8 protein-coding genes are annotated in these 13901 nt (G+C 74.0%); 2 read left to right on the top strand and 6 right to left on the bottom strand.

Annotated features, from left to right (window positions below):
• Positions 1-5: 5 nt before the first annotated feature.
• From JOF36_RS19305 to JOF36_RS19290, 4 genes are all read right to left on the bottom strand, one after another.
• Entirely contained in the window at positions 6-2372 is a 2367-nt protein-coding gene (locus tag JOF36_RS19305) for a HelD family protein (protein WP_307862466.1), read from the bottom strand.
• A 180-nt stretch (positions 2373-2552) separates the two neighbouring features.
• Positions 2553-4874, bottom strand: coding sequence for a glycoside hydrolase family 65 protein (locus JOF36_RS19300; protein ID WP_245352203.1), 2322 nt, complete (start codon positions 4872-4874; stop codon positions 2553-2555).
• 62 nt (positions 4875-4936) lie between these two features.
• Positions 4937-5677, bottom strand: coding sequence for a beta-phosphoglucomutase family hydrolase (locus tag JOF36_RS19295; protein ID WP_210028618.1), 741 nt, complete (start codon positions 5675-5677; stop codon positions 4937-4939).
• 73 nt (positions 5678-5750) lie between these two features.
• Complete coding sequence (locus JOF36_RS19290; RefSeq protein WP_210028616.1) at positions 5751-7436, bottom strand: ATP-dependent DNA ligase; 1686 nt, start codon at positions 7434-7436, stop codon at positions 5751-5753.
• 83 nt (positions 7437-7519) lie between these two features.
• On the opposite strand from JOF36_RS19290, the gene JOF36_RS19285 reads away from it, so the two are divergent.
• Positions 7520-10054: a DEAD/DEAH box helicase gene (locus JOF36_RS19285; RefSeq protein WP_210028615.1), complete on the top strand. Its 2535-nt coding sequence runs from the start codon at positions 7520-7522 to the stop codon at positions 10052-10054.
• A 139-nt stretch (positions 10055-10193) separates the two neighbouring features.
• Complete coding sequence (locus tag JOF36_RS19280) at positions 10194-12344, top strand: putative bifunctional diguanylate cyclase/phosphodiesterase (protein WP_210028611.1); 2151 nt, start codon at positions 10194-10196, stop codon at positions 12342-12344.
• Positions 12345-12360: 16 nt separating this feature from the next.
• On the opposite strand, the gene JOF36_RS19275 is transcribed toward JOF36_RS19280, so the two are convergent.
• Both JOF36_RS19275 and JOF36_RS19270 read right to left on the bottom strand, forming a co-directional pair.
• Positions 12361-13146, bottom strand: coding sequence for an LLM class F420-dependent oxidoreductase (locus tag JOF36_RS19275; RefSeq protein ID WP_210028608.1), 786 nt, complete (start codon positions 13144-13146; stop codon positions 12361-12363).
• Between the two features lie 21 nt (positions 13147-13167).
• Entirely contained in the window at positions 13168-13872 is a 705-nt protein-coding gene (locus JOF36_RS19270) for a DUF742 domain-containing protein (protein WP_210028602.1), read from the bottom strand.
• Between the last annotated feature and the right edge of the window lie 29 nt (positions 13873-13901).

The raw sequence follows: 13901 nt of genomic DNA, 5'->3' as shown, positions 1-13901 counted from the left end.
GCGCGCTACTGCTCGCGCGGGATCCGCTTGAGCACCGGTGGCAGCTCCCCGGAGTGCAGCACGCCGAGGCGCCGGGTGGCGCGAGTGATCGCCACGTAGAGGTCGTTGTACCCCCGGGGCGACTCGTCGAGGATCTCCTGCGGCTCGACGACCAGCACGGCGTCGAACTCCAGCCCCTTCGCCCCGGCCACCGGCAGCACCACCACCGCGGTGTCCAGGTCCTCCGGGTCGGAGCCGGCCGCGATCACCCCGGCCGTGACCAGCGCGTCCCGCACGGCGCCCACCCGTGCCGTCGGCACCAGCACGACCGTGCGGCCGTCCCCGACGGCGTCGCGCTCGGCGGCGACCCGCCCGGCGAGCATCCGGTCCCGCTCGCCCGGGTCCTCGGGCAGCGCCGCCGCCCACGGCGGCACCCCGGTCGAGCGCACCGACGACGGCGGCTCCAGCGAGGCGTCGATCTCGGCCAGCACGTCGTCGGCGACGTCGGCGATCTCCGAGGGCGTGCGGTAGTTCACCGTCAGCTGCTCGAGGCGCCAGCGCCGCTTCACGAACGGCGACAGCACCTCGTCCCACGATCCCGCGCCGCCCCGGTCACCGGTCTGCGCGATGTCCCCGACCAGCGTCATCGACCGGGCGGGCGCGCGGCGCATCACCATGCGCCAGGCCATCGCGGACAGCTCCTGCGCCTCGTCGATGATCACGTGCCCGTAGGTCCACTCGCGGTCCGCGGCGGCCCGCTCGGCGGTGGAGTCGTAGCGCGACACCTGCATGCGCTCGGCGAGCCGGTCGGCGTCGATGATGTCGGTGGCGCGCAGCAGCTCCGGGTCGAGGTCCTCCTCCAGGTCCAGCACGTCCAGCACGCCCTGGGCGTACTCGACCTCCTCGCGCAGCGCCGCCGCCTCGGCCGCGGCCTGCGCCGAACCGTCGTCGCCGAGGAGCTCGGCGGCCTCGTCGAGCAGCGCGACGTCGGCGGTCGACCAGCGCTGGTCGTACGGCACGTCGTCGCCGGGAGTCTCCCGCTCCAGCAGCACCCGCTCCGGCGCCGGGATCCGCCGGGCCACCGAGTTCAGCCGCTTGCGGTCCGCGAACAGGTCGCTGAGCAGCTGCTCCGGGGACAGCACGGGCCACAGCAGGTCCAGCTCGCGCCGGATGTCCGGCGACTCGGCCAGCTCGTCGCGGATGTCCTCGACGTCGCGGCGGTCCAGCAGATCGGCGCCGACGCTGCGGGCGACCTGCTGGGCCAGCAGCCGGAGCAGCTCCTTGCGGAAGATCCGCCTGCCCTCGTTGTGCGGCTTGCGGGAGCGTCGCGCCCGGGTACGGGCCTGGGCGACCGTGTCGCGGTCGAGCACCACCCGTTGCTGCTCGACGACGAGCTCGACCGGCGTGCGCGGCACCTGCTGGCGGTCCCGCACGGCGGCGGCGATCACCGGGGCCATATCCGCCCGGCCCTTCAGCTCCGCCGTGGCCGGGTCCTCGTCGCGGCGCGCGTCCAGGCCCGGATAGAGCTGGGCGACCGTGCCGAGCACCACCGAGGTCTCCCCCAGCGACGGCAGCACCTGCCCGATGTAGCGCAGGAACGTCGGGTTCGGCCCGACGACGAGCACGCCGCGCCGGGCGAGGCGGTCACGGTGGGTGTAGAGCAGGTAGGCGGCCCGGTGCAGCGCGACGGCCGTCTTGCCGGTACCGGGCCCGCCCTGCACGACCAGCACCCCGGACGGCTTGGACCGGATGATGCGGTCCTGCTCGCCCTGGATGGTGGCGACGATGTCGCCCATCCGCCCGGTCCGGGCCTCGGACACCGCGGCCAGCAGTGCGGCCTCGCTGGTCAGGCCGGAACCGGCGCGGGCCTTCTCGTCCTCGTCCATCTCGGCGAGGTTGAGCGGCTCGTCGTCGATCGCGACGACCTCGCGCAGCCGGGTCCGCAGGTGCCTGCGGCGGCGCATGCCCTCCGGGTTCGCCGCCGTCGCCGTGTAGAACGGCCGCGCCGCGGGCGCGCGCCAGTCCATCAGCAGCGGCTCGTACTCGTTCTGCTCGTCGAGCAGCCCGATCCGGCCGACGTAGCGGGTCTCCCCGGAGTCGGTGTCGAGGCGGCCGAACGCGAGGCCGTGCTCGGCGGCCCGCAACGCGGCCAGCTTGTCCGCCAGCAGCGCCGCCGCGGCGTCGCGCTGGGTCAGCGCCTGCGGGGTGCCGACGGTCTCCTCGCGGAGCGTGTCGGTGAGGCGCCGCACGGTGTCGCGGCGGCGGTCCTCGAGCTGCACGTACAGCATGGCCACATAGGACTGTTCGTGGACGAGCTCAGGATCCACCGGGTCCTCGGAGTCAGGAATGGGTTCGGGCACGGCGCGGGCTTCCTCCACCGAGGAGACGAACACGATCGCATCCGCCCGGCGGCACCTCGTGCTGTCTGGCTGCTGTCGAGATGCTGTCGAGCGGCGCGACCTACCAAAGTACCAGCGGTCCGCGAGCCGCCGCCGGACACCGGCCGGGCACCCACCCGGCCGGCGTGCGCGGTGTCCGGCTCACCGGCGGGGTCAGGCCCGCCGGCGCGGGGGTCAGGCCCGCTGGCGCGGGGTCCGGCCGTAGGGCTGCTCCACCGGCTCCACCCAGACCGAGGGCGGCGTCGGCGCGGTCACCGGTGCCTCCACGTCCAGGGCGATGGGCTCGTCGTGGTGACGCAGCCGCATCGGGGCACCGTCGAGCAGGTGGTACTCGACCTCGTCCGGCGTCATCGACACGCGGAGCCGCCGCCCCTGCCACTTCAGCCCGAACGAGATCCGCGACAGCGACGGCGGGAGCACCGGCGCGAACGAGAGCCCGTCGGCCTCGCACCGCATCCCGCCGAAGCCCAGCACGACCGCGGTCCAGGTGCCGGCCATCGAGGCGATGTGCATGCCGTGGTCTGTGTTGCCCGCCAGGTCGTGCAGATCCACCAGTGCGGCCTCGGCGAGGTACTGGTGGGCGAGCTCCAGGTGCCCGGTGCGGGCGGCCATCACCGACTGGGTGCACGCCGACAGCGACGAGTCCCGCACGGTGATCGCCTCGTAGTAGGCGAAGTTGCGGCGCTTCTGCTCGTCGGTGAACTCGTCCGGGAAGATCTGCATCGCCAGGACGAGGTCGGCCTGCTTGATGACCTGCTTGCGGTACAGGTCGAAGTAGGGGTAGTTGAGCAGCAGCGGGTAGCGCTCGGCGGGGGTGTCCTCGAAGTTCCACAGCTGGTGGTCGGTGAACCCCTCGGACTGCGGGTGCACGCGCAGCCGCTCGTCGAACGGGATCAGCATGGCCGTGGCCGCGTCGCGCCAGGAGGCGATCTCCTCCGAGTCGACGCCGAGGCGGGACGCCGCGCGCGGGTGCTTCGCCGCGACCTCGGCCGCATAGCGCAGGTTCTGACGCGCCATCAGGTTGGTGTAGACGTTGTTGTCCGCGATCGCGGAGTACTCGTCCGGGCCGGTCACGCCGTCGATCCGGAAGTTGCCCGCCGAGTCGTGATGGCCCAGCGACCGCCACAGCCGCGCGGTGGAGACCAGCAGCTCCAGGCCGACCTCGAGCTCGAAGGTGGTGTCCCCGGTGGCGGCGACGTGCCGGCGCACCGCGTCGGCGATGTCGGCGTTGATGTGGAACGCCGCGGTCCCGGCCGGCCAGTAGCCCGAGCACTCGTGGCCGCGGATCGTCCGCCACGGGAACGCCGCGCCCTTCAGCCCGAGCGTCTCGGCCCGCTCGAACGCCTGGGGCAGGATCGAGCGCCGCCAGCGCAACGCGTCCGCGGCCGCGTCCGGGGCCACGAACGAGAGCACCTGCAGGCAGAACGTCTCGGTGTCCCAGAAGGTGTGGCCGTCGTACCCGTCGCCGGTCAGCCCCTTGGCCGGGATGCAGCGGCGCTCGGCGCGCGCACCGGCCTGCAGGATGTGGAAGGTCGCCAGCCGGATCGCCTGCTGCAGCTCGGCGTCGCCGTCGATCTCGACGTCGGCGGTGGCCCAGAAGTCGTCGAGGTACTCGCGCTGCTCGGCGACCAGGCCGTCCCAGCCGGTGTAGCGGGCGGCGGCGATGGCGGCGCGGACCTGGTCGTAGACCGCGGGCAGGCTGCGCCGCGACGACCAGCCGTAGGACAGGTACTTGACCACCCGCAGCGTCTCACCGGGCCGGACCCGGGCGATGATCGTGGTGCGAGCCAGGTCCTCGTTGGCGTCGGTCGAGATCTGGATCCCTTCCGGCCCGCTGACCTCGTGTTCCATCGCCGCGCCGCAGCGCAGCTGGGACCCGCGGGTGCGGTGCACGAGGGTGGCCCCGGCGTCGCCGGCGCGGGACTGCTCGGGCTCGAGCACGTTGTCCAGCGCGGCCTCCAGGCGCGGGTCGTCGGCACCGCGGCCCGGGAGCTGCTCGTTGGCGACCAGCTCGGACTGCAGGACCAGCAGGGCGTCCTCGCTCTTGCCGGCGCTGTCGTCGCCCTCGCCGGTCTCCATGACCTCGACCTCGTAGCAGATGGCCGCGATCGCCCGCTGGGTCAGCGACACGAGCCGGGTCGAGCGGACCTTCACCCCCCGGCCGGCCGGGGACTCCCACTCGACATCACGGGACAGGGTGCCCGCCTGCATGTCCAGCACCCGCTCGTGGCGGCGCAGCGTGCCGTAGCGCAGGTCGAACGGCTCGTCGTCGACCAGCAGCCGGATCAGCTTGCCGTTGGTGACGTTCACGACCGTCTGCCCGGACTCCGGGTAGCCGTAGCCGGCCTCGGCATAGGGCAGCGGGCGCACCTCGTAGAACGAGTTCAGGTAGGTGCCGGGCAGGACGTGCGGCTCCCCCTCGTCGAGGTTCCCGCGCAGGCCGATGTGCCCGTTGGACAGGGCGAACACCGACTCGCTCTGTCCCATCGCGTCCATGTCCAGGCGCGGCTCGCGGACCACCCACGGCTCGACGGTGAAGGTGGGCAGGTGGTCGGGCTTCACGAACGCTCCAGCAGGTCGGCGAGATCGGTGACGACGACATCCGCGCCGTGCTCACGCAGCGCGGCGGCCTGGTCGAGGCGGTCGACGCCGATCACGGCGCCGAAGCCTCCGGCGCGGCCGGCCTGCACACCGGCCAGCGCATCCTCGAACACCACGGCGGAGGTCCGCTCGACCTCCAGGTCGGCCGCGGCGGCGAGGAACGTATCGGGTGCGGGCTTGCCGGGCAATCCGCGCTCGCGGGCGGTGACCCCGTCCACCCGGTGGTCGATGAACCGCTCGATCCCGGTGACGCGCAGGATCTGCTCGGCGTTCGCCGACGACGACACGACGGCGGTGCGCAGCCCGGCGGCCGTCACGGCCTCGAGGTAGCGCAGTGACCCCGGGTAGACGTCCACGCCCTCGGTGATCTTGACCTGTACCAGGTCGTTCTTGCGGGTCGACAGGCCCCACAGGGTCTCGGTGTCCGGGGAGTCCTGCGGGGTGCCCTCGGGCAGCTCGATCCCGCGGGACGCCAGGAAGCTGCGGGTGCCCTCCAGCCGCGGCTTGCCGTCGACGTAGGGCCCGTAGTCCGCTCCGGCGTCGAACGGGGTAAAACCCTTGCCGTCACGGTCGTCGCGCGAGCGCAGGTACTCGTCGAACATCTGTTTCCACGCCGCGGCGTGCACGCTCGCGGTGTCGGTGAGTACACCGTCCAGGTCGAACAGGCACGCGCGTGTGCCGTCGGGCAGCCCCAGCATGGCGGGCACGGTATCCGGATCGATGAAGGTCCGCCCTCCCGGGGAGCGTCCCGCCGGCCGGGCGTCGGGGCCGTCACCCGCCCGGCACGTCCAGCGGCAGACTGAGCAGGACGAGCGGGGCGCCGGCGGCAGCGGCGGGATCGCCGCCCGGCTGCACGGGCCGGACCTCGACCCGGCAGGTCGCAGCGGTCAGCCGCACGTGCAGCGCACCGCCGCCGGCGGCCGGCTCGATCTGCTCCTGCACCCCGCGCCGGACGGCGGCCAGCACCGCCAGCGGCGGGACGGCCGCGGCCGGGTCGGCACCGGCCGTGCCCGGGTCGTCGACCTCGGCGTGCAGCCGGGCCCCGAACCGGGTCCACTCGATCTGCAGGTACGCCCGGACGGCAGCGAGCTCCTCGTCGAGCCGGATCGCGGGCTCCTCGGCGCGGTCGGCGGCCCGGGAGAGATCGGCGAAGCCGAGCAGCAGCTCCCGGGCGCGCGGCGGGTCGGTCCGGACCAGCGCGGCGATCGTGTTGAGGGTGTTGTAGACGAAATGCTGCTCGAGGCGCCGCGACAGCGGGCCGTGCCACGGGCCGGGCTGCTCCACCGGCGACTGCTCCGGCGCCGAGGCCGAGGCCGTGGTCGCGCTCGGGGCCGTGGCCGTGGTCGCGCTCGGGCCCGCCGCCGGGCGGTCGGCGCCGGGTCCGCCGGTGCCCGGGGCACCACGCCGTCCGGTGGGGCGCCGGGGCGGGCGGCTCGCGGTCGCCTCGGCGAGCAGGTCCTCGTCCTGCTCCCCGGCAGGCACGAGCCCCCGCCAGGACGGCAGTGCGAGCCGGCCCGCGGCCGTCCGCCCGCGGTGCTCGACGGCCGCGACCAGGCCGGGCGCCAGCCACCGGGCGTTCTCCGCGATCCCGTCCGGTACGTCGAGCGGTGGCTCGCCCGAGGCCGGGGCGCGCAGGACGGTGCGGGTGTCGGCGTCCGCGGCGCCGACACCGACGCGGCCGACGTAGTGCGGGCCGTCCGGACCGGGCAGCGCCAGCAGTACCGCGGCGATCCGCTCGCGCCGCTGCGGGCCGGGCTCGGCGGCTGCCCCGGCCCCGGCTCCGGCCGGCACCCAGCCGGCGACCAGCACCTGGCGGCGGCGGCGCAGCGGGACCCGCAGCCAGTGCCGGGAGCGCCGCCCCGGCTGGTACGGCACGTCGAGGCGCTTGAGGTGCAGCCCGTCCAGGCCGTAGCGCTCCGCGGTGCGGGCGACCAGCTCGGCCTCGTCCAGCCCGAACGACGGCGGCACCAGGATCTTGGGTCCGGCCAGGTCGAGCTCCTCCAGCGCGGCACGGCGACGCCGGTAGGGCAGTTCCAGGATCCGCCGCCCGTCACACCAGAGCAGGTCGGTGACCACGTAGCCGACCGGGACCTCGGTGCGCAGCGCGTCGTCCGGGGCGAGGGTCGCGGTGCGCCGCAGCAGCGGGCCGCGGGACGGGCGGCCCGCCTCGTCCAGCGCGACGACGGTGCCGTCCAGCACCATCCCGCCCGCCGGGGACCGGTCGGCCAGCACCGCCAGCTCGGGGAACGATCCGGTCACGCTGCGTGCGGTCGACGACAGCAGCCGGACCCGCCCGGGACGGACGTAGGCCACGCAGCGATGGCCCTCCCAGCCGAACTCGACGGCCCAGCGGCCCGGGTCGGTCGCGTCGGACAGCTCACCGGTCGCGGGCAGCATCGGCGGCACGAGATCGGGCAGCGTGGCGCCCGCCCCGCCGGACACCGCACCCCTCACCACGGGTGACACCGTAGCCGTGCGTGAGAGAGGGGATCCCGGCCCTGCTCCGCGCGCGGGGACCGCCAGGCACAATCTGCGGCATCATGACGCTCACCGACCGGCTCCCCCGCACCGCGCCCGACGAGACCGATCCCGCCGAGTTGGTGGACACCTTCGCCGACTGGGCGTTCGAGGAGCGCGGGCTGTCGCTGTACCCGGCGCAGGAGGAGGCGGTGCTGGAGCTGGTGACCGGCGCCAACGTCATCCTGTCGACGCCGACCGGCTCCGGGAAGTCCCTGGTCGCGATCGGCGCGCACGCCGCGGCCCTGGCCCGCGGCGAGCGCACCTTCTACACGGCGCCGATCAAGGCGCTGGTCAGCGAGAAGTTCTTCGCCCTGTGCGAGGTCTTCGGTGCGGACAAGGTCGGCATGCTCACCGGCGACGCCGCGGTGAACGAGCACGCGCCGATCATCTGCTGCACCGCGGAGATCCTCGCCAACCTGGCCCTGCGCACCGGTTCCGGCGCCGACGTCGGCTCCGTGGTCATGGACGAGTTCCACTTCTACGCCGACCCGTCCCGGGGCGGGGCCTGGCAGGTGCCGCTGATCGAGCTGCCGCAGGCCCAGTACCTGCTGATGAGCGCCACCCTGGGCGACACGTCGTTCTTCGCCGAGGACCTCACCCGGCGCACCGGCCGGGAGACCGCCGAGATCACGTCCGTGGAGCGGCCGGTCCCGCTGCACTTCCGCTACGTCGTCGAGCCGCTGCACGAGACGATCACCGAGCTGCTGGCGACGAGGGAGGCGCCGGTCTACGTCGTCCACTTCACGCAGCAGGCCGCCGTCGAACGGGCACAGGCGCTGATGAGCGTCAACGTCACCTCGAAACAGGACAAGGCGGCCATCGCCGAGACCATCGGCGCGTTCCGCTTCAGCTCCGGGTTCGGCCGGACCCTGTCCCGGCTGGTCCGCCACGGCATCGGCGTGCACCACGCCGGGATGCTCCCGCGGTACCGGCGCCTGGTGGAGACGCTCGCCCAGGCCGGGCTGCTCAAGGTCATCTGCGGGACGGACACCCTCGGCGTCGGGATCAACGTGCCGATCCGCACGGTACTGTTCACCGCCCTGTCCAAGTACGACGGCCGTCGCGTGCGCCCGCTCAAGGCCCGCGAGTTCCACCAGATCGCCGGGCGCGCCGGCCGCGCGGGGTACGACACCGTCGGCACCGTCGTCGCGCAGGCGCCCGAGCACGACATCGAGAACGCGAAGGCACTCGCGAAGGCCGGCGACGACCCCAAGAAGCGGCGCAAGGTGCAGCGCAAGCAGGCTCCCGAGGGCTTCGTCGGCTGGTCCGAGACCTCCTTCGAGAAGCTGCAGCAGGCCCGGCCCGAGCCGCTGACCAGCCACCTCGAGGTCACCCACGCGATGCTGCTGAACGTGATCGGCCGTGGCGGGGACACCTACGCCGCGATGCGCCACCTGCTCACCGACAACCACGAGCCCCGCAAGCGGCAGGTCAAGCACATCCTGCGGGCGATCGCGATCTACCGGGCACTGCGCACGGCCGGGATCGTCGAGGAGTACCCGGTCGAGGGCGCCGAGCGGCCGCGGGTGCGGATCGTGGACGAGCTGCAGCTGGACTTCGCGCTGAACCAGCCGCTGTCGCCGTTCGCGCTCGCGACCTTCGAGCTGCTCGACAAGGAGTCACCGGACTACGCCCTCGACATGCTCTCGGTGGTCGAGTCGACCCTGGACGACCCGCGCCAGGTGCTGGCCGCCCAGCAGAACAAGGCCCGCGGCGAGGCCGTCGCCGCCATGAAGGCCGACGGCATCGAGTACGAGGAGCGGATGGCCCGGCTCGATGAGGTGACGTACCCGAAGCCCCTCGACGAGATGCTGCACGCCGCCCTGGAGACCTACCGCCGGGGCGCGCCGTGGGTCGCCGACGCGGTGCTCTCCCCCAAGTCGGTGGTGCGGGACATGAGCGAGCGGGCGATGACGTTCACCGAGTACGTCTCGCACTACCAGCTGGCCCGCTCCGAGGGCCTGGTCCTGCGCTACCTGGCCGACGCCTACCGGGCGCTGCGCCAGACCGTCCCCGAGCACGCCCGCACCGAGGAGCTGACCGACCTCATCGAGTGGCTCGGCGAGCTGGTCCGCCAGACCGACTCGTCGCTGCTGGACGAGTGGGAGAAGCTCGCCGCCGGGGCCGACGAGTCCGGTGAGGTGACCCCGCCCGGCGCCGTCGTCGCGGTCGCGGCCACCGGCGTCACCGGCAACGCCCGCGCGTTCCGGGTGCTGGTCCGCAACGCGCTGTTCCGCCGGGTCGAGCTGGCCGCGCTGGGCCGCTTCGCGGAGCTGGGCGAGCTCGACGCCGACGCCGGCTGGACGGCCCAGCGCTGGCGCGACGCGCTGGAGCCGTACTACGAGATCCACGACCGGATCGGCTTCGGCCCGGACGCCCGCGGTCCCGAGCTGTTCGACCTCACCGAGGAGGCGGACCGCTGGCTGGTGCGCCAGGTGCTCGACGACCCGGCCGGTGACCGGGACTGGGCGATCACCGCCGAGGTCGACCTGAGTGCCTCGGACGAGGCCGGTGAGGCAGTCGTGTGGGTGACCGCGGTGACCGACGGGTCCTGACGCGGCGGGTCCGGATCCGGATGTCACCCGGATGTGTCCCGGATGCGGCCCGGTCGGCCCCATCGCCGGTGCCGGATCGGTTACGGTGTCTCCCGATCACGAGGGGACTCCCCTCCACCGGGACGAACGGGAGCGGTGGATGCAGCAGGCCGATGTCGCCGCTGCACATGCAGGACACGGCCGGGCCCTCCGCCCCGGCGGGGTCCCCGCCGCCACCGTGCTCGCCGAGTCCTGGTCCGCGGCCCTGACCCCGCACTGCGGGGGGTCGGCGGCCGAGCTGCGCCGGTCACTGGAGCGCCCGGCCGCCCGGCTGCGGGAGGCCGCGCTCGCCGAGCCCTTCGACCCGGCCGTCCCCGCCGGCGCGGGCCGGGAGCTGCTGCTCGACGCCCGGGCCACCGACCCGGTGTGCCTGGAGGTCGGCGTGACGCTGCTCGGCGCGTACCTGGAGCCGGCCGTGGACACCGCGCCCCGGGTGCACCGGCTCGCCGCGATCCAGGGGGCGTTCGCCCGCGGGTACCTCGAGGCGTCCCGGCGCAACGCCCTCGTCGAGCACGAGCAGATCGCCCGCGCGGCGCTCGAGGCCCGGGGCAGCGCCGAGCGCGCCCGGTGGGCCTCCGAGGCGCGGTTCGCCGCGATGTTCGACTCGGCCGCGGTCGGGATCATCATCTTCGACCCGGACGTGCCGTCGATCGAGGCCAACGACGCCGCCGCCGCGATGCTCGGCTACACCCGCTCGCAGCTCGCGGCGATGAACATCGTCGACTTCGTCTCCGTCGAGGAGGCGCCCGAGGTCTGGGCGGAGCGGACCCGGTTGCTGAACGGCTCGCTGGACCGGCTCCGGCTCGTCCGGTCGGTGCGCCGCGCCGACGACACCGAGATCTGGATCGACGCCGTGCTGACCCCGCTGCGCGAGGCGGACGGGACCGCGCACCGGCTGGTCGGGGTCGTCTCCGACGTGACCGAGCAGCTCGAGCTGCAGCAGCAGCTGGAGCACCAGGCGACGCACGACCCGCTCACCGGGCTGCCGAACCGGTCGGTGTTCTTCGGGCGGCTCAACGCCGCGATCGCCGAGGACGGGGCGGACGGCACCCGCCCGGGCATCTGCTACCTCGATCTCGACGGTTTCAAGGTCGTGAACGACACTCTCGGCCACCAGGCGGGCGACCGCCTGCTGCAGGCGCTCGCCGACCGCCTTCAGTCCACATTGGAGCCGGGCGGGCACCTGGTCGCGCGCACGGGTGGCGACGAGTTCGTGGTCCTGGTGCCGCGCTGCCGGGACCGCGCGAGCCTGGAGGAGGTCGCCGGTCGCGCGCTGGACACCGTGCGCCGCCCGGTCCGGATCGACGGGCGTGACATCGTGATCTCGGCGAGCGTGGGCGTCGTGCGCCACGACGGCGAGCTCGGCCCGGACGAGCTCATGCAGGCCGCCGACACGACGCTGTACTCGGCCAAGCACTCCGGGCGCGGCCGGTACGTGGTCTACGACCGCGAGCGGCACCGCTCCGACGTACGCCGGTTCGAGCTGTCCTCACAGATGCCGGAGGCGTTGCGCCGCAACGACTTCGTGGTCGTCTACCAGCCGCTGGTCCGGCTCGCCGACGAGCGCACGATCGGGGTCGAGGCGCTGGTGCGCTGGCAGCGGCCCGACGGCGAGCTGCTCGGCCCGGACCGGTTCATCCCGCTCGCCGAGGAGACCGGCCTGGTCGTCCCGCTCGGGCGCCGGGTGCTCGACGAGGCGTGCCGCCGGGGACGGCTCTGGGCCGACGCCGACCCGGACCGGCCGCTGCTGGTCAGCGTGAACGTCGCCGCCCGCCAGATCGCCGAGTCCGACCTGGTCGCGGACGTCGCCGCGACCCTGGAACGGCACGACTGGCCCGCCGAGCGGCTGCAGATCGAGCTGACCGAGTCCGACCTGATGGGGGCGCCGGGACGGCCGCTGGCCACGCTGCGCGAGCTCGACCGGATGGGCGTGCGGATCGCGATCGACGACTTCGGCACCGGCTACTCGAACCTGGCCTATCTGCGGCACCTGCCGGTGCACGTGCTGAAGCTGGCCGGCCACTTCGTCGCCGGCTCGGCCGAACGCGACGACGTCATCCTGCGCACCCTGATCTCGCTGGCCTCCGCGCTCGACCTGGAGGTCACCGCGGAGGCCGTCGAGACCCGCGAACAGGCGACCCGGCTGCGCGAGTACGGCTGCGCGAACGCCCAGGGCTGGTACTACGCGCCGGCCGTCGTCCCGGAACGGGTCCCGGACCTCGTGCGGGACCCGTTCCTGCGGGCGGACTGACCGTCGCGGGAGCCGGTCAGCCGTTGCGCTCGTCGCGCCAGGCGATCCACTCCTTGAGCAGGCCCAGGTCGTAGCCGTCCTGCCCGTCCTGGCCGACGGTGAACAGCCGGACGCCCGCGTCGTACAGGCCGGGCCCGATCTCGTCCGGGGTGCCCTCGACGGCGACCGAGCGCTCGATCTCCGCCGGGTCGCGGCCGATGTCGCGGCAGTGCCCGTCGAGCACGGAGCACTTGTGCGTCACGGTCTCCACGTCACCGAACCCGTGCCAGATCGTGGCGTGCTCGGCGGTGTAGCGCAGGGTCTTGCGCTCGCCACCGCCGCCGACCAGCAGCGGGATGTCGCGGGTCGGGGCGGGGTTGAGCTTCGCCCAGCGGTTCCGGATCCGGGGCAGGGCCCCGGCGAGGTCGCGCAGCCGGTCGCCCTTGGTGCCGAACTCGTAGCCGTACTCGTCGTAGTCGCGTTCGAACCAGCCCGCCCCGATCCCGAGGATCAGCCGCCCGCCCGAGATGTGGTCGACGGTGCGCGCCATGTCGGCGAGCAGATCGGGGTTGCGGTAGCTGTTGCAGGTCACCAGGGCGCCGATCTGTACCCGCGACGTGGCCTCGGCCCAGGCGCCGAGCATGGTCCAGCACTCGAAGTGCCTGCCGTCGGGTTCGCCGTAGAGCGGGAAGAAGTGGTCCCAGTTGAACACCACGTCGGCGCCGGCCTCCTCGGCCGCGGCGACGGTGTTGCGGATGTCGGAGTAGTCGGCGTGCTGCGGCTGCAGCTGCAGTCCGATGCGGACGGGACGCGGGTCGGTCATGGCCCCCATCCTCACCCCGCCCTACAGTCTTCGCAGCCCGGACAGCACCCGCTCCAGCAACGCCGGGCCGGGCCCGTCCTCGGCGGATGAGACGCCGTGCACGGCCACCCTGCCCTCGGTCGCCAGGTCGTCGATCAGCACCCGGGCGACACCGAGCGGCACCCCGACGAGCGCGGCCACCTCCGACACCGACCGGGGCCGGGAACAGATGCCCAGCACTGCCGCCTTCTCCGCGGTGTCGACCGGCGCGGCACCGCGCACCGGCCTCGCCGACACCAGGGTCTCCAGGCGCAGCTCCGTCCGGACCCGGGTCCGGCCGCCGGTCAGGACGTACGGGCGGACCGGGGTGGACGCGGCCAGGCCGGGGGCGGGGTCGTCGACGATCGCGGGGAGCGGGGCGGTCGCTCGGGTCGCGTCCCAGGTGTCGGGGTCTGTGTCCCGGGCGGCGGGCTCGGCGGCACGTTCCCGGCGGGACCTGCGCGTGCGTTTCGCGGAGTGGCCGCCGAACCGGGCCCCGGTGACGCCGACGAGGTCCTCCCCGGCGGGTGGCTCGCCGGCGAGTGGCTGGTCGGTGGGTCGCTGGTCGGCGGGTCGCTCGTCGGCGGCCCTGCCGGGTCCGGGCGCCGCGTCGTCCGGTGGACCGTGCGGGTGCTCCGGATCGGGTGCGTGCCGGGGCGTCGGCTCCCCGAACCGGGCACCCGTCCGCCCGATCTCCGACCGCGCCATCCGCCCTCGCTCCCCGCGGCCCGCGGCCG

The organism is Pseudonocardia parietis (genome assembly GCF_017876315.1).
In the GTDB taxonomy this organism is placed as follows: Bacteria; Actinomycetota; Actinomycetes; order Mycobacteriales; family Pseudonocardiaceae; genus Pseudonocardia; species Pseudonocardia parietis.
Note: the sequence above shows the minus strand (reverse complement) of the source record. Positions and strands in the feature narration are given on the sequence as shown.

Excerpts from the sequence above, each read along its gene's own strand:
- JOF36_RS19295 (WP_210028618.1), bottom strand. The coding sequence starts at position 5,677 with ATGCTGGGGCTGCCCGACGGCACACGCGCGTGCCTGTTCGACCTGGAC.
- JOF36_RS19280 (WP_210028611.1), top strand. The coding sequence starts at position 10,194 with ATGCAGCAGGCCGATGTCGCCGCTGCACATGCAGGACACGGCCGGGCC.
- JOF36_RS19285 (WP_210028615.1), top strand. The coding sequence starts at position 7,520 with ATGACGCTCACCGACCGGCTCCCCCGCACCGCGCCCGACGAGACCGAT.
- JOF36_RS19275 (WP_210028608.1), bottom strand. The coding sequence starts at position 13,146 with ATGACCGACCCGCGTCCCGTCCGCATCGGACTGCAGCTGCAGCCGCAG.
- JOF36_RS19270 (WP_210028602.1), bottom strand. The coding sequence starts at position 13,872 with ATGGCGCGGTCGGAGATCGGGCGGACGGGTGCCCGGTTCGGGGAGCCG.
- JOF36_RS19300 (WP_245352203.1), bottom strand. The coding sequence starts at position 4,874 with ATGGACGCGATGGGACAGAGCGAGTCGGTGTTCGCCCTGTCCAACGGG.